The 18643-nt window shown below is 62.3% G+C and carries 22 protein-coding genes; 12 read left to right on the top strand and 10 right to left on the bottom strand.

Features of this window, described 5'->3' with window-relative positions:
* Positions 1–2 precede the first annotated feature (2 nt).
* Together argB and AAXE93_RS00695 are read right to left on the bottom strand one after the other, a co-directional pair.
* Complete coding sequence (gene argB / locus AAXE93_RS00690; protein ID WP_114987976.1) at positions 3–884, bottom strand: acetylglutamate kinase; 882 nt, start codon at positions 882–884, stop codon at positions 3–5.
* Between the two features lie 3 nt (positions 885–887).
* A complete protein-coding gene (locus AAXE93_RS00695) occupies positions 888–1430 on the bottom strand; it encodes a DUF2854 domain-containing protein (RefSeq protein WP_115132127.1) in 543 nt (180 codons plus the stop codon).
* Positions 1431–1499: 69 nt separating this feature from the next.
* Here AAXE93_RS00695 and AAXE93_RS00700 point away from each other — a divergent pair, with 69 nt between their 5' ends.
* The gene (locus AAXE93_RS00700; protein WP_390127291.1) at positions 1500–1688 is read left to right on the top strand and encodes a hypothetical protein; all 189 of its coding nucleotides are present in this window, start codon (positions 1500–1502) and stop codon (positions 1686–1688) included.
* A gap of 29 nt (positions 1689–1717) precedes the next feature.
* Here the strand turns inward: AAXE93_RS00700 and AAXE93_RS00705 are convergent, their stop codons facing one another.
* Positions 1718–2176: a single-stranded DNA-binding protein gene (locus AAXE93_RS00705; protein WP_390127293.1), complete on the bottom strand. Its 459-nt coding sequence runs from the start codon at positions 2174–2176 to the stop codon at positions 1718–1720.
* A 29-nt stretch (positions 2177–2205) separates the two neighbouring features.
* Here AAXE93_RS00705 and AAXE93_RS00710 point away from each other — a divergent pair, with 29 nt between their 5' ends.
* Together AAXE93_RS00710 and cutA are read left to right on the top strand one after the other, a co-directional pair.
* A complete protein-coding gene (locus tag AAXE93_RS00710) occupies positions 2206–2997 on the top strand; it encodes a precorrin-6A/cobalt-precorrin-6A reductase (protein ID WP_390128619.1) in 792 nt (263 codons plus the stop codon).
* Complete coding sequence (gene cutA / locus AAXE93_RS00715; RefSeq protein ID WP_390127295.1) at positions 2990–3334, top strand: divalent-cation tolerance protein CutA; 345 nt, start codon at positions 2990–2992, stop codon at positions 3332–3334. The genes AAXE93_RS00710 and cutA overlap by 8 nt, the downstream gene beginning before the upstream one ends.
* Here the strand turns inward: cutA and AAXE93_RS00720 are convergent.
* The 4 genes from AAXE93_RS00720 to AAXE93_RS00735 form a co-directional block, all read right to left on the bottom strand.
* Entirely contained in the window at positions 3303–4316 is a 1014-nt protein-coding gene (locus tag AAXE93_RS00720; protein ID WP_390127297.1) for an adenosine kinase, read from the bottom strand. The genes cutA and AAXE93_RS00720 overlap by 32 nt on opposite strands.
* 41 nt (positions 4317–4357) lie before the next feature.
* Positions 4358–5677, bottom strand: coding sequence for an adenylosuccinate synthase (locus AAXE93_RS00725; protein WP_390127299.1), 1320 nt, complete (start codon positions 5675–5677; stop codon positions 4358–4360).
* 86 nt (positions 5678–5763) lie between these two features.
* Positions 5764–6189, bottom strand: coding sequence for a photosystem II protein Psb27 (gene psb27 / locus AAXE93_RS00730; protein ID WP_011363694.1), 426 nt, complete (start codon positions 6187–6189; stop codon positions 5764–5766).
* A 24-nt stretch (positions 6190–6213) separates the two neighbouring features.
* On the bottom strand, positions 6214–7995 hold the full coding sequence (locus AAXE93_RS00735) for a proline--tRNA ligase (protein WP_390127302.1): 1782 nt from the start codon (positions 7993–7995) through the stop codon (positions 6214–6216).
* 207 nt (positions 7996–8202) lie between these two features.
* Between AAXE93_RS00735 and AAXE93_RS00740 the strand changes: the two genes are divergently transcribed.
* The 5 genes from AAXE93_RS00740 to AAXE93_RS00760 all read left to right on the top strand — a co-directional run bounded on the left by AAXE93_RS00740 (position 8203) and on the right by AAXE93_RS00760 (position 10201).
* Positions 8203–8607, top strand: a complete 405-nt coding sequence (locus tag AAXE93_RS00740; RefSeq protein ID WP_390127304.1) for a resolvase — start codon at positions 8203–8205, stop codon at positions 8605–8607.
* A gap of 87 nt (positions 8608–8694) precedes the next feature.
* Positions 8695–8955: a hypothetical protein gene (locus AAXE93_RS00745; protein ID WP_186497305.1), complete on the top strand. Its 261-nt coding sequence runs from the start codon at positions 8695–8697 to the stop codon at positions 8953–8955.
* A complete protein-coding gene (locus AAXE93_RS00750) occupies positions 8897–9406 on the top strand; it encodes an inorganic diphosphatase (RefSeq protein ID WP_390127305.1) in 510 nt (169 codons plus the stop codon). The genes AAXE93_RS00745 and AAXE93_RS00750 overlap by 59 nt, the downstream gene beginning before the upstream one ends.
* A 69-nt stretch (positions 9407–9475) precedes the next feature.
* Positions 9476–9835 (top strand): 2Fe-2S iron-sulfur cluster-binding protein, encoded by a 360-nt coding sequence (locus tag AAXE93_RS00755; protein ID WP_114987966.1) that lies wholly within the window; start codon positions 9476–9478, stop codon positions 9833–9835.
* A gap of 3 nt (positions 9836–9838) precedes the next feature.
* Positions 9839–10201, top strand: a complete 363-nt coding sequence (locus tag AAXE93_RS00760) for an arsenate reductase family protein (RefSeq protein ID WP_390127307.1) — start codon at positions 9839–9841, stop codon at positions 10199–10201.
* Here the strand turns inward: AAXE93_RS00760 and AAXE93_RS00765 are convergent.
* The gene (locus AAXE93_RS00765) at positions 10164–11669 is read right to left on the bottom strand and encodes a hypothetical protein (RefSeq protein ID WP_390127309.1); all 1506 of its coding nucleotides are present in this window, start codon (positions 11667–11669) and stop codon (positions 10164–10166) included. The genes AAXE93_RS00760 and AAXE93_RS00765 overlap by 38 nt on opposite strands.
* A 78-nt stretch (positions 11670–11747) precedes the next feature.
* On the opposite strand from AAXE93_RS00765, the gene lepB reads away from it, so the two are divergent.
* On the top strand, positions 11748–12413 hold the full coding sequence (gene lepB / locus AAXE93_RS00770) for a signal peptidase I (RefSeq protein ID WP_390128622.1): 666 nt from the start codon (positions 11748–11750) through the stop codon (positions 12411–12413).
* Here the strand turns inward: lepB and AAXE93_RS00775 are convergent.
* Together AAXE93_RS00775 and AAXE93_RS00780 are read right to left on the bottom strand one after the other, a co-directional pair.
* Complete coding sequence (locus AAXE93_RS00775; protein WP_390127311.1) at positions 12403–13668, bottom strand: dihydroorotase; 1266 nt, start codon at positions 13666–13668, stop codon at positions 12403–12405. The two genes, lepB and AAXE93_RS00775, sit on opposite strands and share 11 nt — an antisense overlap.
* Positions 13669–13672: 4 nt before the next feature.
* The gene (locus AAXE93_RS00780) at positions 13673–15001 is read right to left on the bottom strand and encodes a histidine phosphatase family protein (RefSeq protein ID WP_390127313.1); all 1329 of its coding nucleotides are present in this window, start codon (positions 14999–15001) and stop codon (positions 13673–13675) included.
* A gap of 76 nt (positions 15002–15077) precedes the next feature.
* Between AAXE93_RS00780 and AAXE93_RS00785 the strand changes: the two genes are divergently transcribed.
* The 3 genes from AAXE93_RS00785 to AAXE93_RS00795 are packed head-to-tail and all read left to right on the top strand — an operon-like array spanning position 15078 to position 18637.
* On the top strand, positions 15078–16340 hold the full coding sequence (locus AAXE93_RS00785) for a CPBP family intramembrane glutamic endopeptidase (protein WP_390127315.1): 1263 nt from the start codon (positions 15078–15080) through the stop codon (positions 16338–16340).
* Positions 16341–16343: 3 nt separating this feature from the next.
* Complete coding sequence (locus tag AAXE93_RS00790; RefSeq protein WP_390127317.1) at positions 16344–16832, top strand: hypothetical protein; 489 nt, start codon at positions 16344–16346, stop codon at positions 16830–16832.
* Positions 16832–18637: a peptidoglycan D,D-transpeptidase FtsI family protein gene (locus tag AAXE93_RS00795; RefSeq protein ID WP_390127319.1), complete on the top strand. Its 1806-nt coding sequence runs from the start codon at positions 16832–16834 to the stop codon at positions 18635–18637. The genes AAXE93_RS00790 and AAXE93_RS00795 overlap by 1 nt, the downstream gene beginning before the upstream one ends.
* The last annotated feature ends 6 nt before the right edge of the window (positions 18638–18643 follow it).

The raw sequence follows: 18643 nt of genomic DNA on the forward strand, positions 1-18643 counted from the left end.
CTCTAGCCGCGTCCCACCACCATGGTGCCGATGCCGGCGTCGGTGAAGACTTCGAGCAGGAGGGCATGGGGAACCCGGCCATCAATGATGTGGGCGGCTGACACGCCCTGGGCCAGGGCGCGGATGCAACATTCCGTTTTGGGCGTCATGCCCCCTGCGACCACGCCGTCCTCGATCAGCTGTCGCGCCTCTGAGAGGCGCAGTTTGCGGATCAGCGAGTCGGGGTCATCGCGATCTTCAAGGATGCCGGGGGTGTCGGTCAGCAGGATCAGTTTTTCGGCTTCCAGGGCCGCCGCCAGCTCTCCCGCCACCGTGTCGGCATTGATGTTGTGGGCTCGCCCGTCATCGGGGGTTGCGGCAACGCTGGAAATGACGGGTACATAACCCTTCTCCAGCAGCGGTTCGAGCACATCGGGATTGACGCGGGCAACATCCCCCACCAGCCCATGGCTGCCATTCCCCCAGGGGCGTGCCTCCACAAGACTTCCGTCACTTCCGCTCAAACCAACCGCACGGGTGCCGAGCTGATTGAGGCCATTCACGATCTGCTTGTTGACGCGGCCCACCAGCACCATCTCCACCACGTCCATGGTGTCGGCGTCGGTGACACGCAATCCGTCGCGGAATTCGGCGGGGATTTCCAGACGTTGAAGCCACTGGTTGATTTCGGGCCCGCCGCCGTGAACCACCACGGGTTGGACGCCGACGCAGGCCAGCAGAGCCAGGTCGCGAAATACAGCCGCCCGCAGCTCGGCATGGGCCATGGCGGCCCCGCCGTACTTGATCACGATGCGCCGACCGGCGAAGCGCTGGATGTAGGGGAGGGCTTCGCTGAGCACCGACACCCTGAGGGCGTCATCGTTGTTCTGGGTGGATTGGGCCATGGCTTAGGCCTCACCCGCTGGCAGCAGAACAACGTCCAGCCGTTGTTCATCCAGTTCCTTGAGTTCCGCTCGCATCCCCTTGGCGAAGAAACGCCCCAGCCGCTCCTGCCGCTCTTGCCAGCGTTCGAGGGGAACGGCTCCCAGCAGGAAACGCATCCGTAGGCCATAGCCGCTGTCGGAATGCAGCTCTTCGATCTCTTCCAACTGCGGTGGGGTGTCTTCATCCCAGAGTTTGAGCGCTTCCAGCGACGACTCCAGGTGGGCCTTCTGGCCGTAGCGCCAGCGCGTCACATCGCCGAGCAATTTGCCCAGTTCTGGGGCTGCAGCTTCACGTTCCTTTTGAAACGTCTTGACCGGTGTCACCCGGATGGCGGGTGGGAGCTCCGACGATTTCAGGGCCAGCCCCCCCAACAAGATCGGGATTCCGTAGAAAATCGTGGGCAGGCTGAGGTTGGCGCTTCCGGTGGCGTAAGCGGTGGCACCGACCACGGTCAGCACGCCTCCGGCGATGGTTACGAGGCTGCCGGGGGAGAAGAAATCCTTCATGAAGGCCTTGGCTTGATCGTCATTTTGACCTCTAGGCCATCAGGATGGAGATCCACTACCCCGAGCCAGATGCCAGATCCATCGTCGACCGGGATCGATGATCTGCTCCAGCAGCTCGACCGTGATCGCAGCTGGTTGCTGCAGCAGATCGATGGGGGCCGCTGGCCCGAGCTGCGGCTGGATCTTGCCGCCCTTGAACGGGAGCTCGGGCAACTGATCACCCGAGCTTCAGAGCTGCAGGACGAAGAGGGCCGTTAAGCGGCGACGACCCGCGATTGTCCTCTGATTCAGAAGGGGATGTCGTCGGTGTCGGGAACCAGGGGCGCCGCATTCCAGCTGGCCGGTTCGGGCTCTTTTGCCACCTTGGTCGGTGCAGCAGCGGCGGCCTGGCGGCTGGGGGCCGGGGCTGAGGGGTTGCCGGAAGGAGCTGCACCCGTGGCTGCCGCGCCGATCGGATGAAGCCGAGCCAGGGTGAATTCAGCCCGTTTTTCCTTCATGCCATCGCCCCGGGGCATGGTGTTCATCCGCAGCCGGCCTTCTATCAGCAGCCGCTGCCCGGTCTGCACACGGTTCTGCAGCTCCTGGGCCAGGTTGCCCCAGCCCACCACTTTCAATTCACCTGGCGGATCACCCTCCCGAAGGGGGTCAAAGCGCACGGCCATCTCCGCAATGGGAGTCTGGTTGTCCTGGGTGTATCGAACCGTCGGTGCGTCGATCACCTCAACTTCGAGCACGCAATGGTTCATGGCTTGAGCTGGTGTCGGCGCACATCCTGATGCAAGGCCCCGCGAATGACCAGCGTCGTGTCCTGCTGCTGGCTGGAACCGGTGATGGGCCGCGCTTGGTGAAGGAGCTCTCCCGCCGCCATTGGCGTGTGAGCGTGAGTGTGGTGACGGCAACTGCAGCGAAGGCCTACGCGGGATTGCCGGTGGAGCGCATCTCAATTGGTGCTCTGCAGGGCGTTGGTGTGATCAAGGCAGCCCTGCATCAGGCCGGCCCTTTCCGTTGGGTGGTGGATGCCACGCATCCCTTTGCGGCTCGAATCAGCCATGACCTGGTCACGGCCTGTGCAGATCTCGGCCAACCGCTGCTGCGTTATGAGCGTCGCCTTGAACCGCTGGGAGCGGCCTCTCTCCTGGCTAATGCCGATGCATTGGCGGCCCAACGGCTCCAGGGCCAACGCCTGCTGCTGGCCATTGGAGGCCGTCATCTTCCGGCCTTAACTGCTGCTGTGTGCCGCGCCGGCGCCATCCCCTATGGCCGTGCGCTTCCATCCCCCGATGGAGTGCGCGCCGCCTTGCGGGCAGGTCTGCCCCCGGATCACCTGGCCGTGGTGCGCCCTCTGCAAGGGGAGGTGCCGGGGGCGATCGAGCGGTCTCTTTGCCGTCGCTGGGGCATTGGCGTGGTGCTCTGCCGCCAGTCCGGTGGTGTGACGGAACAGCTCTGGCATCAACTCACCACAGATCTGGGGCTGAGATTGCTGCTGTTGCGGCGTCCCTTCCCCCCCGACGGGATGGAATGCGTCGAGGATGTCAGCAGCCTGATGGATCGGCTTAAGCGTGATTGAAGCGAGTGGGCTCGTGCTGGCCCTCACCACGGAAGCGAACGCTGAGCGCGCCCAACAGCTGGCAGAGGCCTTGCTGGAGCGCCATCTCGTGGCCTGTGTGTCCATCCACCCCGTTCAGTCGTTCTATCGCTGGGAGGGGTCGCTGCAGACGTCCCATGAGGTCCAGCTGCTGATGAAGACCTCCGCTCAGCATGTGGACGCGCTGCGCTTGGCCGTCTTCGAGCTGCACAGCTACGACACGCCCGAGTGGTTGTGCTGGCCGGTGACGGCATCACCGGCCTATGGGGCCTGGGCCATCGCTGAGCTCAGTTCAGATGCGTCTCCGCCAGCTGCTTGAGGGAGACCTGGGAGCGAGCCCCCAGTTGGGTCACAATCTGGCCGGCGCAGAGGGCTCCGAGCTCACCACAGCGCTCCAGTGACTCGCCCTGGGTGAAGCCATGCAGAAATCCCCCGGCATAGAGGTCGCCTGCTCCTGTGGTGTCCACTAGATCTCCCAGGCCGAAGATGCCCATATCCCAGCGCTGGTCTCCACTCAGCACGACGGACCCCTGGGCACCACGGGTGATCGCAATCACTGAGCAGCAGCCGCGCACCCGCTCGAGGGCCTGGTCGAAATCGTCGGTCTCGTAGAGCGACTGAATTTCAACGTCATTGGCGAACAGCACATCGACGTGGCCATTCACCAGCTCGAGAAAACTCGCTCTGTGCCGATCCACACAGAAGCCGTCTGAGAGAGAAAGAGCCACCTTTCCGCCTGCTTCACGGCAGGCTTCGGCTGCGGCGATGAAGGCCCGTTTGGCGGCTGGACTGTCCCAGAGGTAGCCCTCCAGGTAAAGCACCTTGGCCTGTTTGACCATGGAGAGGTCGAGATCCTCGGGCTCCAGTTGGGTGGACGCCCCCAGGAAGGTGCACATGGTGCGCTCGGCATCGGGCGTGACGTAAATCAGGCAGCGCGCCGTTGTGGCTCCACTGGTGGCTGCTGGGGTCTCAAAGCGTGCCCCAACGGCCCTGATGTCATGGCTGAAAATGCTGCCGAGCTGGTCATCCCGGACGCGGCCGATGAAACCAGCGCGTCCGCCGAGCTGCGCGATGCCCACCATCGTGTTGGCGACCGATCCACCGGAGGTCTCGAGGCCCGTTCCACTGGCCTTGTAGAGAGCTTCGGCCTGTTGTTCATCGATCAGCGCCATGCCCCCTTTCTGGAGGCCGTGTTCAGCGATGAAACCGTCGTCCGTCTGCACCAGAACGTCAACGATGGCGTTGCCGATGCCAACGACATCGAGACTGCAGTCGCTGGGGAAACGGGTCTCTGATGACATCGGGGCGTGGAAAGCAGCCCCGAAGTATGAACGTCAGCGGCTCAGGCGCTCAACAGGGCTCGTTTGGGGCCATGGATCGGATCTTCGACAACGATGGTCTGATCACGGCTGGCCCCCAGGGAGACAATGGCGATCGGCACTTCCATCAGATCAGCGAGGAAGCGCAGGTAATCCATGGCTGGCTTGGGGAGATCCTCAAGGCTGCGGCATTCTTCGGTGGAGCACTGCCAGCCAGGCAGTGTTTCGAAGATGGGTTTGCACTGGGCGAAGTCATCGGCGCTGCTGGGGAAGTGCTCGATTCGCTCGCCGTTGAGTTCATAGGCCACGCAGACCTGAATTTCGTCCAGTTCGTCCAGTACATCCAGCTTGGTCACGGCCAGACAGTCCAAGCCGTTGACCTGCACGGCGTAGCGACCGATCACGCCGTCAAACCAGCCACAGCGCCTCTGGCGGCCCGTGGTGGTACCGAATTCGCCACCCCGCTCCGTGAGCTGGTCATTCAGGCTTCCGCTCAGCTCGGTGGGGAAGGGGCCTTCACCCACGCGGGTGGTGTAGGCCTTGGCAACGCCGATGACGCGGTCAATCAGGGTTGGGCCCACGCCTGCACCGATGCAGGCCCCGCCGGAAACGGGGTTGGAGGATGTGACGTAGGGGTAGGTGCCGTGGTCGAGGTCCAGCAGCGTGCCCTGGGCACCTTCGAACAGGATGTTCTTGCGATCTCGCGCTGCCTGATGAATCGTCTGGGTGCACTCCACCACGTGGGGGGCGAGGCGCTTGCCGTATCCCAGATATTCCTGGATGACGTCTTCGGCGTTCAGGGGTTCAACGCCGTAAATGGTCCGAAGAAGTTCATTCTTCTCCTGCAGTGGGCCTTCAAGGCGATCCCTCAGCCGCTGTTCGTCCAGCAGGTCGATCACACGGATGCCACTGCGCTGCGACTTGTCGGCGTAGGTGGGACCGATTCCACGGCCTGTGGTTCCGATCCGTCGTGCTCCCCGCTGCTTCTCCATGGCCTGGTCGAGCAGGCGGTGGTAGGGCATCGTCACGTGGGCTGTGGATGCCAGGCGAAGCCCTGAAATATCAATGTCGTTGGCGATGAGCATGTCCAGCTCACCGAGCATCACCTTGGGATCCACCACCGTGCCGGATCCGATCAGACAGATCGTGTCGGGATAGAGGATTCCAGAGGGAATCAGGTGCAGCTTGAGCACACGATCGTCAACAACGATCGTGTGGCCTGCATTCACACCACCCTGATAGCGAACCACCACATCGGCGGAGCGGCTCAGGAGATCGGTGATCTTTCCTTTTCCCTCGTCACCCCACTGCGCTCCGATGACGACAACGTTGGCCAAGAACACGGCGGCCCGAAGCCGCAGATCTGCACAATCCGCGAGTATCTCAGATCTCGGGTGGCCTCGTCAAAACCCAGCTGGTTTCGGGGGGCTCAGCTGCCCCGGACCACTGATTTCTCAGCCTTGTTGAGTTCCTTGGCGATGCGGTCATGCAGCGCTTCCGGCAGGGGGCGATTGGCGTAGGAGGCGTAATGACCAGCCAGCGAATTCAGCGCGGTCTGCATCGTGGTGAAAGAGCTGAGTCCGTTCACACGGGGCTGAGGCCGATAACGGGACATGTAGTCGTTGATCAGGGCCCGGGCGTCGGCCTCAGCTTCGGCGTGGGTGGGATCGTCCTGAGGCAGGTCGATCACCGTCAGCAGAGTGCGGGAGACCGCCACGGTGTCCTCCACGTAGTCGCCGCTCAGACGAGCTTCAGCGTCCCCACTGCAGGCCGTCAGGAGGAGGCACAACCCGAGGCCAAGGGCTACGGCGGCCCGGCTTAGGGGGCGAAGCAGGCGTGTCAGTGCGGAGAGCATGAAACCCTTCAGTGTGATTCGACTTTAGGGGTGGAGTGCCTTGATCAGGCAGTTCACAGCCTCAGCGTGGGGAAGCTTTTGCACACCGCGGCTGCTGCGGCACACCAGTTCAACGGTGCCTTCGCTGGCGTCGCGTCCCACCACGATCCGCCAAGGTATGCCGATCAAATCGGCGTCTTTGAACTTGACGCCGGCGCGTTCTTTGCGGTCGTCGATCAGCACATCCACCCCAGCGTTCTGAAGTTCCGAGTACAGCGCTTCCCCCAGCTGGGCCTGGGTCTCGTCCTGGATGTTGGCCACGACCACGATCGCCTCGAAGGGGGCGATGGCCGTCGGCCAGCAGATGCCGCTGTCATCGTGATGCTGCTCGACGGCAGCCTGCGCCAATCGCGAAACGCCGATGCCGTAGCAACCCATCCAGAACGGTTCGGTCTTGCCGTTTTCGTTGGTGAAACGGCTCTCCATGGCCTCAGAATATTTTCGGCCCAACTGAAAAATGTGGCCGACTTCGATGCCTCTTTTTTCCGTCAGGCGTGATTCCGGGTTGTGTTGGCAGACGTCGCCGGCTCGAGCATTACGCAGATCCAGGCTGGTTGGCTTCTGACCGATGGCGGTCCAGCTGGTGTTGAAACGGTGCAGATCGGGCGTGTTGGCACCACAGATGAAGCTGCTGAGTTCGCTCGCGGTTTCATCCGCCAGGCGCAGAAATGTTGGCTCCCAGGTCTTGGCTCCCTTCAGAACGTCATCGGAGAGGTCGGGCCCGATCGATCCAAAGGGGAGCGGATCAATCTGCTGACGGTTGTTGTCCTCTGGTGTGATCGGGCGGCAATCGAGAACACCCTTGTTGAGGGTTCGGCTGACCGCGTTCACGACCTTGGTGGGATTGAGCTCCTGGTCACCACGGAGGCTCACCAACAGCGGTTGGAGGGTCTCATCGTCCAGGGTCGCCACCAACAGCAGCACCTTCACCACCTGGCTCGGATCCCAGCCTTTGGCGTCGCAGAGGCTTTCGATGCTGCCCAAGCCAGGGGTTGGAATCGATTCCTCCGGGCCGTCGGGAAGAGGAGTTGCGGCGGATGGGATCGAAACAGCCTTTTCTTGGTTGGCGGCGTATTGGCCGTCATCGCTGATCAGGATCAGGTCTTCCCCGGCATCCGCCGTCACCATGAACTCCTGGGAGGCGGCGCCGCCGATCGCGCCGCTATCGGCATCGACAGGGACGGCATCCAGGCCACAACGTTCAAAGATGCGGCGGTAGGCCTGATCCATCACGCCATAGGTCTCGCGAAGATCCGCTTCGCTGGCATGGAAGGAGTACGCGTCCTTCATGATGAATTCGCGGCCTCGCATCAGTCCAAAGCGAGGACGGATCTCGTCGCGAAATTTGGTCTGGATTTGATAGAGGTTGACCGGGAGCTGCCGGTAGGACCTCAGCAGCTCCCCTGCCAGGCTGGTGATCACCTCTTCATGGGTAGGACCAAGTCCCAGTTCTCTGCCCTGGCGGTCTTCGAGGTGGAACATGATCCCCTCGCCAGCGGTGTAGCCCTGCCAACGCCCGCTCTTCTGCCAGAGCTCAGCAGGGTGCAGCTGCGGCAGCAGGGTTTCCTGGGCGCCGGCGCGGTTCATCTCCTCGCGCACCACGGTGGTGATCTTTTGCAGCACCCTCCACATCAAGGGGAGGTAGGCGTAGATCCCTGATCCCACGCGACGGATATACCCGGCCCTGAGAAGCAACTGATGCGAGGTGATCTCCGCTTCGGCGGGAACATCCCGAAGCGTCACCAGCAGCAGGCGGGAGACGCGCATCAATCGCAACAAAATGGGATTTGGAAGTTATCACCGCTTCGGAGGCATGCCGATCGCGGAAGTGTCTGTTTTGCTGGAATTCCCCTGGGCGCCCTGAGTCTCGACTGCTACCGTCCAGCTCAATCCAGCCTGTCCTAGGCCCGTCTCATGTTTCCTCGGTCCGTTGAATCTGTGGCGACAAGCGTTCAACAAGCGACCGAACTTTCCATGGATCCGGCCCATGCGTCAGCTCAAGCCGAGGCCCTGGTGGGGATCGACGATGTTCAGAAATCCCTGAACCGCTCCCGCGCTTCGGTGTATCGCTACACCAACACAGACCCACGCAACCTCAACCCTCCGTTCAACCCCCGCAAGCTGAACCCGGAGTACCGCAGCGATCAGAAAGATCCGCTGATGTTCCACCCCAATGAGGTGGCGCGCTTCGCCAAAGATGTTCTTCGCATCAAAGAAGTAACTGTTGAGGTGCTGAACTCTCCATCAACGGCGACGCAGCAAATCCTGGGATCGATCCTTGAGGAGCTTCGGCTGATCCGTACCCATCTCGAGGCGAGTGGGGCATCCCCTTCTGATCTGAGCGCACTACGCGACCAGCAGGACCGGCCCGCTGCTTAATGAACGGTGCGTCCTGCTTTTTGCAGTGACAGAATGAGTTCAACAATGTTGTGATCGGAAGAGGGAGCTTTTCAAGCCCCCCGTTTTATGGCCTCAGATGTTCCCCACCCGTCTCACGACGACGCCATCGCGTCTTCGGAGGCGGATGAGCCGTTCAGTCGTCGCGCCTCGTTGACGGCCATCAAAGGACTGCTGATTGCTGTTGTCAGTTTCAGTGCTCCCCTTGTGGCTGTGATCACGGACCGAACCTTTCCTTCTCCGCGACTGATCCCCACCGCCTCGGATCGGCATGGATCTCCATCAGCTTCCCCCGTCACCTTCGCCAGGCTTGGTGAATCTCATCGTTGAGATTCCGGCAGGAAGCAGAAACAAATACGAGTACTCCGCCGAAGCCGGCGTGATGGTTCTGGATCGGGTGATGCACTCCTCGGTGCGTTACCCCTTTGATTACGGCTTCATCCCCAACACGCTGGCGGAGGATGGATCTCCACTCGACGCCATGGTGATCATGGCTGAACCCACGTTCGCTGGTTGCCTGATTAAGGCTCGCCCCATCGGCGTTTTGGACCTCCTCGACAAGGATGTTTATGACGGGAAGATTCTCTGTGTCCCGGACGCAGACCCCCGTCAGGACGAGATCCGTAGCATTCGTCAGATCGCTGCCTCCCAGCTTGAGGATGTCGCGGAATTCTTCAGGACTTACCGCACGTTGCAGGGCAGCGTCGTATCGATTGATGGATGGCGCGACCTCGATGCGGTTCAGCCATTGCTTGATTCCTGCATCAATGCAGCCGATTGATCTCAGGCAAGAGCCCCTTGATCAGGCCGGATGCTTGTAAGTTGGTTCGCACTGAGATTTGCGGAAACCGTGCCCACCATCCGATTCGAGCAGGAAGGCCAGCAGGTTGGCTGCATCGAGGGCGCAAATCTGCGTAAGGCTGCACTTGATGCGGGCGTCAATCCCTATAAGAGCCTCAATAACCTCAACAACTGCAGTGGCGTTGGTCAGTGCGGCACCTGCGTGATGGAGGTGGTTGAAGGGCAAGCCAACCTGTCCCCCCGCAGCGATGTTGAAGAGGTCTATCTGGCCGATCGTCCTGCCAACTTCCGCTTGAGCTGCCGTACCACAGTGTTTGGTGATGTCACCGTTCGCACCCGCCCCGCTGAAGGTGTGGGCCGCGGCTCCAACAGCCTCGTTGGTGCGATCAAATCCCTGTTCGGCCGCTGAGCCTTGGCCGGAACCCTTCAGGTTTACAGCTACAACCGCTGCAGCACCTGTCGAAAGGCATTGGCCTGGCTCACTGAGCGAGGCATTGCCCATGAGGTGCACGACATCACCCTGACTCCACCGTCGAAGGAGATGTTGGTGGCCGCTCACCAATCCCTCGGTGACAGGAAACTGCTTTTCAATACCAGCGGCCAGAGCTATCGCGCCATGGGCGCGGCAGCAGTGAAGGCTCTGTCGGATGACGAGGCTCTCGAGGCTTTGGCTGCTGATGGAAAGTTGATTAAACGACCGTTCGTGGAGGTGAATTCCTCCACTTACCTCACCGGCTTCAAGCCTGATCTTTGGAAGTCGGCCTTCCAGGGTTGAAGTTCAAGCCATCCAATTCGCTGATCAGGGCGTCCACATCGCCTTGGTCGCGGATCTGACGGAAGCTTGAGCGTTTGATCTCTTCCAGGAGGGCGACCAGCAGATCCTGGCTGCGGCTGAGCACAGGCCCCTGTTCCAGGGTGTGGGCCAGCTCCTCCCAGAGCCGATCCAAGGCTTCGGATCCAAGCGATTCCAGAACAGGGTCCCGCTGACCGATGCGGTTTCCGGCTCCCTTGGACAGGTCGAGCACGGAGGTCACCATGCTTTCTGCCAGCTGGCGGCTGAATTCCGATTCGGCGTTTTGCAGTCCAGGCAGTCGCCGCAGGGCATCCGGCACCACGTTTCGGTCCAAGCTCTGCTGCACCAGATGGCTGATCACGGCTTGCAGTTGCGGTCGCATGGCCGGGCCAATGCGGGTGAGCAGAAGGGGAAGCCACAACCGCAGCAGCTCGATCACCTCCCACTCATCGTTCAGATCACTGCTCTGGTAGCTGCAGAGTCCGCGAACCCTCTCCGGCAGCTGTGGTGATCGAATCAGTTGCTGCAGAGCATCGACCACCCTGACGGCGATCACTTCAAACAGCTCCACAGCCAACAGGGCCACCACGCCGCGGCTGATAACGGCACGCAGCGGTTCGAGTTGCAGGAGGCCCGCTCCGCAAAGCCGTTCTGTGACCGGAACCACCCGGAGCCAGCGCGCAAACGGCAGCAGCAGGGGCAGGTCGATCCAGCGGCGTAATAGGGCATCGCGCCAGCGGATCGCTGGATAGCGCTGTTTCAGGCGCCAGGCACGCAGAAGAATGTCGAGCAGAAACAGCAGTTGAAATGGCGTGTCGATGCGCCAGCTCAAATCGCTGGGGCGCCCGTTTTCATCGATGCTTCGCCAGTAGTTGCTCTCCACCAGCGGCAGGATCTGCTGGCTCCAGAACTGACGCTCCTGGCTCCAGGGGGAGCGTTCCAGATGTTCGGGGCTCAGGAGAAGGTTGGCGGAGTCACGGGCTGATTCCAGGCCGGTGCGAGCGCGCAGTCGGTTCTTGAATTTTTCAAGGGCGCCGGCTTGGCCTGAACTGATGAACGGATTGCTGTCCATCAGCGCTGTGGTGAGCACCACCTGGTGCTGCAGCAGATCGTTGCTTTCCGCCGTGCGCGGGCCGTTTTGCTGCAGGGCCCGGTCCAGGGCGGTGAAGGCCTTGAGGTAAGCCTCGGTGTCGCGATGGGGTTCGATGCCCTTGAGGGGATCCAGCCACGGAGTGATGTCCGGCAGCCAGGGCAGGGGAACCACCAGGGGAAGCGATGGCACCGGATAAAGATTGCGTTGCAGCCAGAAGTTGCGCAGGGGGATGTAGGTGAGGTCGATGGCGACCCAGGTGAGATTGACTGCGGCAATGACAGCAATGGCCTGGTCCCACCGGCGCCAGCTGAACAGGCCGTGTTGGGGCTTGAGGGCTTGCCAGCGTGGACGGATCATGGGGCCTGCAGGCTCCCCCTATCGTGGGTCGAAAGATTGAGCCTGCCCACATTGAACGCGGAGAGAGAACCTTCCGATGTGAAGGGCAGAGTCAGCGCGATCTGGGAGTTCTGGGCCCCTTTTCTGTTCACGGTTTCGCTTTATCTCCTGCTCCGGCAGTTCGCCTTTGAAGCCCGCTACATCCCTTCGGGGTCGATGCTGCCAGGGCTTCAGGTTGGCGACAAGTTGATCGTCGAGAAGCTGTCCTACCGCTCCCGACCTCCTCAGCGGGGGGAGATCGTTGTGTTCAATTCCCCCAGTGCCTTTGATTCCGTTTGGAAATTGGAGGGGGGGCAACCCAATCCACTGAAGTGCGGCTTCGTCACCTTCCCGGGCATCAGCTGGGTTGTGGATCGTGTGCTGTTGCAGCGTTATCCCGAATGTGAGGCCTGGATCAAGCGGGTGGTGGGTGTTCCTGGTGATGTCGTGGAGGTGAACAGCCGTGGTGCCGTGAGCATCAACGGCACGGCCTTCAACGAGCCCTACGTCACCAACTTCTGCTCCGATCGCGACAGAATGATTGGCTGCAAGGGCCTCTATGCCGTGGTCCCCGAAGGCAACGTTGTTGTTCTGGGCGACAACCGCCGCAACAGCCAGGACGCCCGTCGTTGGCCAGGCGGCCCATTTTTGCCAGACGATCAGATCATTGGCCGTGCCGTCTTCCGCTTCTGGCCCCCTTCGCGCATCGGTTCGCTCAGCAATTGAGGCCACAGGCCACAACGCGTCCCTGAAGCTCGCGGCCCAGCCAGGGAATGTTGGCGGCACGCGGTGCGCCGGGAGTGTTGCTGCTGATGCTCCAGCGTTGATCGGGATCGAACAGCAGCCAGCGCCGGCTGCCCTGCTCAAGCTGTTCAGGCGGCTGGTCGATCAGAGCCGAAGGCCCAAAGCTGAGGGCCTGCCAAAGATCTTCCGTGGTCCAGCGGCCCGGTCGCACCAGGGCATTCCACAGGGCAGCAAGCACCACATGGTGGCCGCTGAGGCCTGCGGGGCGCTGGTCGCCCGGCAACAGCATGTCCTCAGCATCCAGAGGAACAGCATGCACAGAAACGGCAGTGATCGTTCGCTGCTGAACGGCCTGGATCAACTGCTCGCGATCGTCCGGGCCACCGAGGGAGGGGCAGACGCGCCAGCCCGGATCGCTGCTGGCCAGCATGCTGCGGTCGGTGAGGAGATGCCACCAGCTCACGCTGCTCAGGGGCGGGAACTCGCAGCCTGAAAGCTGCTGCACCGCTGCTGCTGTGGAGAGGTTCATCAGCCGCAGCTGTCGTTCCGGATGGCGTTGATGCAGCAGCAGCAACTGGCTGAGGGGAACGGTCTCGCTGGTGATTGGATCCGCTGGCCACCCGGCTCGCAGCGTCTCCACGCCTTCCCGCACCAGCCCCTCCCCCTGCAGCGCGGGATCCCGGGGTGCCACGAGCACTGGGCATCCCCCCATCTCTCCGAGCAGCAGTCCCCGTTCCAGCAACGGGGTTGGAACCACGGCGTCATCATCCGCCAGTCCGATGGCACCGTGTTCGAGAAGATCGCCGTGGGGGGCGAGTTCATCCGCTTTGCCGCCGCGGCTGAAGCCTCCCCAAAGGTGCAGACGAACCGTTGCTGTTTGATCCTGCTCGAGGCTGAATCCCTGGAGCCGCTCCGGACAATCGCGCCAGCTGCTGCTGCGGGGAAGCAGGCCAATCTGGCCATAGCCCCCTGCGGCGGCACAGTGGCGCAGGCTCACGGCTGTTTCTTGATCCCCACTGAAGGGGGTCTCAAGGATCGAATGGGGATCCACCAGGCAGGGGGCGACCAGTTGATCCGGTGCTGGGCTGGCCTTGATGCCCAGGCCCAGGGCCTGCTGCCGGGCCTCGTTGTCAAAGCCGACGAGCACCCCCTGGTGGATCAGGACTGCACCGAGCTGCACTGAATGTCCGGGGCCACGCAGGACGCGCACCGGATCCAGCAGCAAGGTGTCGTTCATGACGTCAGAGAGCGCCTGCTGCCGTGCGGTCAATCACGCTTCCGAAGTGGGAGGTGAGGTTGAGGCAGGTCACCACTGCAGGCTGGCCTGGATCGGCGGCGATGTCGACCACCGTGACACCACCGTTGCCTTGTTTGACGGCCCAGATGTCGGCCGGGGTAAGCCCCAACAGGTCGCAGAGGATCGTTTTGTTGACGGCGTCGTGGGCTACCACCAGCACCGTTTCCTCAGGCTTCAGCTCGCCAGCGATCTCTCCCCAGCTCCGGACGGAACGGGCCCATACGTCCTGAATGGTTTCCCCTTCAGGCATCTGAACGGTTTCCGGAGCCCGTTTCCAGGTGTCCAGCAGCTCCGACCAGTCCTCTCGGATTTCGGATTCGAGCTTGCCTTCCCAGACTCCGTGTCCGATCTCCACCAGTCCGTCGATCTGGGTCAGGGGCACATCGGGATGCGCCTCGAGAATGATCTGGGCCGTTTCGGTTGGACGCGACAGCTTGCTGCTCCAGGCCCGATCGATGGGGATGTCTTTGAGGAAATCGCGGGCGGCCGCGGCTTGACGGCGACCGTTCTCATTCAGCGGAATATCGATCTGCCCTTGGAAGCGCCCGGCTTTGTTCCAGTCGGTTTCGCCGTGGCGCACCAAAATCAGCCTGGCGTTTTTACCCTTCTCCGGCAGCGGTTGCAGGTGCGTGGTGCTGTTCAGGCATTCGATCTGCACCTGGGGGCCGTTGTCTCCTGGCCGGATGTTGAAGACTGAAAGGGAGGTGTTGTCGACGCGGAGACGCCGGAAGCCGTGGTCGGGTTCCCCCAGCAACACCAGCATCAGGCAGCGCAGGATGGCGTTGTGGGCCACCACCAGCACCGTGTCGTTGCCGGTGGCGGGATGGTGCTCCAACAGCGTGCTGATGAAGCCCCGCGCCTGTTCCATCAGTTCAGGCAGTGGCTTGTAGCTCGAACCATCACGGCGCTGGAGCTCCAGCTCCATGGGCCGCTGCTTCCAGATCTTGTAGGCCTCCGTTGAGCCTTGCATCAGCTCGTCGATGGTCTGGCCGGACCAGGGCTCAAGATCCACTTCCAGCAGTCCGTTATCAAAGACGGGATCTGGGGTCTGGCCGCCTTGGGTCTCCAGCAGGCTCGCCGTCGTCGCAGCCGCCCGCTGCAAAGGAGAGCTGTAGACGGCCTGGATGCTCACGTCCTGAAGCGAGCGGCCCAGGGCCCGGGCCTGCTCATGCCCCTCCTCGCTGAGGTTCGAGAGATCATCGCGGCCCTGGATCCGCCGTTCCTTGTTGAAACTGCTGAGACCGTGGCGGACCAAAAGAAGACGAAGGGGCACGGTTCAGCGTCAGGGCGCGGCCATCGTATGGAAGCGGCCTTTCGGGGGGACAATCGTGGGCAGTTGAAGCCCGCTGGTGCCCAGTTCCCCACAACCGGTTTCCCCGCGCTGGAAGGGACTTCTGGCGGCCTTGTCCCTCGCTTTGGCTGGTTTCATCTGGTTGTCGGGCTTGATGGACAGCCTCTCGCGACCTTCGGTGGCACCGGCCCTGAGCCTTCAGCAGCAGGAGCTGACGCTTCTTGCTGAACCAGCGGTGCCGCCCCCGTTGCGGGGCGCTCTCCTGGGGGAGTCGCCGCGGGATGCGCTGCTCAAGGCCCTGGAGGGCATCAGCCCAGAGGAGCGCAATGAGCGGCAGCAACAGATGCTTCTGTTGTTGAAGGGCCAAGGTTCCGCATCAGCGGAGCTCGATCGCCAAGGCGACGACCCGTTGCTCCAGCAGCTGCATTGCGAAGCGGGCGCCTCTGACCCGACGCTCTGTATCGATGCTGCAGCCGCGGGGCAAGCGGCGTTCCGTTTGGCCGTTAGCACGGTGCTGCCCCTGGTGACAGCCCTGCTCGGTGGACTGTTGCTGCTTGGTCAGGCCTGGCGTCTGCTGCGAGGTCGGCTGATGGCCTGGCCCGATGTTCAGGGGCCGGAGCTGACCCTGGTTGATATGGCCCTGCTGGTGGCCGGTGGCTTTGTGGTGATCAGTGCCGTTGGCGTTCCGCTGGTGGCGTTTCCCTTGGTGGGTGCACTGACGGCGGGGCTGGGCAGCCCTCGTCGTGAAGCCGTCAGTGTGGTGATCAACTACGGCGTGATGGCCCTGCCGAGCCTGCTGATCCTGTGGCGGCAACTGCGCTCGTTGCCCATGGAAAGGGCGCCGCTGGGGGGGTGGATGCAGTGGCGCGTGCGTCCGCTGCTTTCAGCTCTGCGGGATGCCCTGGCGGGCTGGTTGATGGTGACGCCGGTGGTGATGCTCACGGGGTGGTTGCTCGTGCGCCTGGTCGGTGATCCCGGGGGCAGCAATCCGCTGTTGGAGTTGGTGCTCGGCAGCCGTGATCCGCTTGCCCTGGCCTTGCTTGCGCTCACTGCGGTTGTGCTGGCTCCGCTGTTTGAGGAGACGATTTTCCGCGGTTCCTTGCTGCCGGTGTTGGCGATGCGACTCGGTCCCCTCCCGGGGGTCCTGCTCAGTGGCCTGTTGTTTGCCATGGCCCACATCAGTGTTGGCGAGTTGGCGCCGCTTACGGTGTTGGGGATTGGGCTTGGTTTGGTGCGGCTGCGCAGCGGACGCCTGTGGCCCTCGGTGCTGATGCATGGGCTCTGGAACGCCGTGACGTTCCTGAACCTGCTGCTGCTCTGAACCTTGCCCCGCCTTTCTGCAGGTGGTTCACTGGCCTATTCGCCTGTGATCCCGGTGGTTGCCGCTCCGGAACAGCGTGCATCGACCACAGCTTTCGAGCTGATTCAAGGGTCACTGTCCTCCGGACGCATTGCACGACGCTCGCCTCTTCTTGGGGGGCTCCATCGCCTTATGGACGGCACGCTGCTGGGGTTGATTGCGGCGGTTGCCGTTCTTGCTGGTCTCACGCTGCACTGGCAGCATCGCTGGACTGTGGCCTTTCGCCTGCTGGAGGCAACCCGAACCCAGGCGCACCGGTTGACCGAATCAACCGCTGTGATGGAACAGCATCTGTTGCTGCGGTCTCACCAGCCCAACCGCCTGGTGCCAACGCAGGTGGCCAATCTGGTGCATCTTGATCGCCCTGATCTGGGCGCGTTGCAAGCGTCCGCCTCCTCTCCCATGGCATCGCTCCAGGCCCTGGGGAATCAGCCCATCCGGGCGGGCTACTGATGACGCGGGTGTCAGGGCGTCGACCCATTCGTTCGCGCCGCTCCCGCGCGCGGGTCGTTCCCCTGACCCAGGTTCCCCCCAAGCGGCTCTGGATCATCTTCTGGATCCTGGCGGCAGGCTTGCTGGGGCTGGTGGGTCGCATGGCCTGGCTGCAGTTGGTGCAAGCCCCCGACCTGGAGCAGCGTGCCCGTCAGCTGCAAACCCAGCGCACCCAACCCTTGGGGCAACGCCGTCCGATCGTCGATCGCACCGGCCGTTTGGTCGCGATGGATGAAAAGCGGTTCCGGCTCTGGGCCCATCCCCGCTACTTCAACATGCCGGGAGATGCCCCCAACCTTGTTCGCCCTGCCGAAGATGTGGCGGCGGTGTTGGCCGATCCCTTGGCTCGTCCTGCGCCTGCGCTGCTGAGGGCCATGGGAACCCAGGCCTCGGGGATCAAATTGGCTGAGGAGCTGGATCCGGAAACGGCCGATCGCATCCGCGGCCTTGGAATCAGCGGCCTGGATCTGGAGGCCTATCCCCAGCGGGTGTACCCCCAGGCGTCGTTGTTCGCGAACGTGGTGGGCTTTCTCAATGCGGAGCGGCAACCTCAAGCGGGTCTTGAGCAGAGTCGTAATGGTGATCTGGCTCGCCATGAGCAAACCCGATACCTCCGCCGCGGCGCTGATGGCACGCCATTGCCGGCCAACCTCGCCCCGGGAGCCTTCTATGGCGATGATTTACGCCTGCAGCTGACGCTGGATTCCAGGCTCCAGCAGGTGGCCCTCAAAGCTCTTGCTGAGCAGGTTGCCAAGTGGAAAGCCCAGAAGGGCGCCGCAATCGTGATGGATGCCACCAACGGTGAGTTGTTGGTGTTGGCATCGACACCCACCTATGACCCCAACCGCTACTGGGACTTCCCCACGGGGCGGTTTCGTGAATGGTCCGTTCAGGATCTCTATGAACCAGGCTCAACGTTCAAGCCGATCAACCTGGCCCTAGCCCTTCAGGACGGTGCCATTCAGGCCACGGATCGGGTGAATGATGTGGGCAAGTTGATGGTTGGTGGTTGGCCAATCAACAACCACGACAAAAAAGCCCATGGTTTGGTGGATTTCGCCACCGTGCTGCAGGTGTCAAGCAACGTCGGCATGGTCCAAGCCATGCGCCGTCTCGACGACGACGCCTACTGGAACTGGATGGAGCGTCTTGGCATCAATCAGCGTCCTGACACCGACCTGCCCGGAGCGGTGGCTGGTCAGCTCAAGAGCAAGAAGCAGTTCACCAGTCAGCCGATTGAGCCGGCGACGACGGCCTTTGGTCAGGGGTTTTCGCTCACACCGCTCAAGCTGGTGCAGCTCCACGGGATGCTGGCCAACGGTGGCAAGTTGATCAGTCCCCACATCACCCGTGGCTTCCGCTCGGGTGATGCCCTGGCTCTGGCGGCGGCACCCAGTGGTCAGCAGTTGCTGAACCCGGAGGTCACCCGCACGGTGCTCCAGTGGATGGAATCTGTGGTGGATCAGGGCAGTGGCAAGGGTGTGAAAACGCCCGGCTACCGAATTGGTGGCAAAACAGGAACGGCGCAGAAGGCCCTGAATGGGATCTATCTCCCAGGAGCCAAGATCTGCAGCTTTGTGGCGACCTTGCCGATTGAGGATCCCCGTTATGTGGTGTTTGTGGTGGTGGATGAGCCCCAAGGTGAACACGCCTATGGCTCCACCGTGGCCGTTCCTGTCGCCAAACAGATCATTGATGCCTTGCTGGTTGTGGAGCGCATCGCCCCCTCAAAACCTGCTGAATTGAACAAGCTTTTGAACAGCTGACGCATC

This window comes from Synechococcus sp. HIMB2401, from assembly GCF_042883245.1.
GTDB lineage: Bacteria > Cyanobacteriota > Cyanobacteriia > PCC-6307 > Cyanobiaceae > Parasynechococcus.

Coding starts and splice junctions, on each gene's coding strand:
- AAXE93_RS00700 (WP_390127291.1), top strand. CDS start 1,500: ATGCCAGATCCATCGTCGACCGGGATCGATGATCTGCTCCAGCAGCTC.
- AAXE93_RS00750 (WP_390127305.1), top strand. CDS start 8,897: ATGGATCTCCATCAGCTTCCCCCGTCACCTTCGCCAGGCTTGGTGAAT.
- AAXE93_RS00740 (WP_390127304.1), top strand. CDS start 8,203: ATGGATCCGGCCCATGCGTCAGCTCAAGCCGAGGCCCTGGTGGGGATC.
- argB (WP_114987976.1), bottom strand. CDS start 884: ATGGCCCAATCCACCCAGAACAACGATGACGCCCTCAGGGTGTCGGTG.
- AAXE93_RS00705 (WP_390127293.1), bottom strand. CDS start 2,176: ATGAACCATTGCGTGCTCGAAGTTGAGGTGATCGACGCACCGACGGTT.
- AAXE93_RS00720 (WP_390127297.1), bottom strand. CDS start 4,316: ATGTCATCAGAGACCCGTTTCCCCAGCGACTGCAGTCTCGATGTCGTT.
- AAXE93_RS00795 (WP_390127319.1), top strand. CDS start 16,832: ATGACGCGGGTGTCAGGGCGTCGACCCATTCGTTCGCGCCGCTCCCGC.
- AAXE93_RS00710 (WP_390128619.1), top strand. CDS start 2,206: ATGCAAGGCCCCGCGAATGACCAGCGTCGTGTCCTGCTGCTGGCTGGA.
- AAXE93_RS00745 (WP_186497305.1), top strand. CDS start 8,695: ATGGCCTCAGATGTTCCCCACCCGTCTCACGACGACGCCATCGCGTCT.
- psb27 (WP_011363694.1), bottom strand. CDS start 6,189: ATGCTCTCCGCACTGACACGCCTGCTTCGCCCCCTAAGCCGGGCCGCC.
- AAXE93_RS00735 (WP_390127302.1), bottom strand. CDS start 7,995: ATGCGCGTCTCCCGCCTGCTGCTGGTGACGCTTCGGGATGTTCCCGCC.
- AAXE93_RS00695 (WP_115132127.1), bottom strand. CDS start 1,430: ATGAAGGATTTCTTCTCCCCCGGCAGCCTCGTAACCATCGCCGGAGGC.
- AAXE93_RS00765 (WP_390127309.1), bottom strand. CDS start 11,669: ATGATCCGTCCACGCTGGCAAGCCCTCAAGCCCCAACACGGCCTGTTC.
- AAXE93_RS00775 (WP_390127311.1), bottom strand. CDS start 13,668: ATGAACGACACCTTGCTGCTGGATCCGGTGCGCGTCCTGCGTGGCCCC.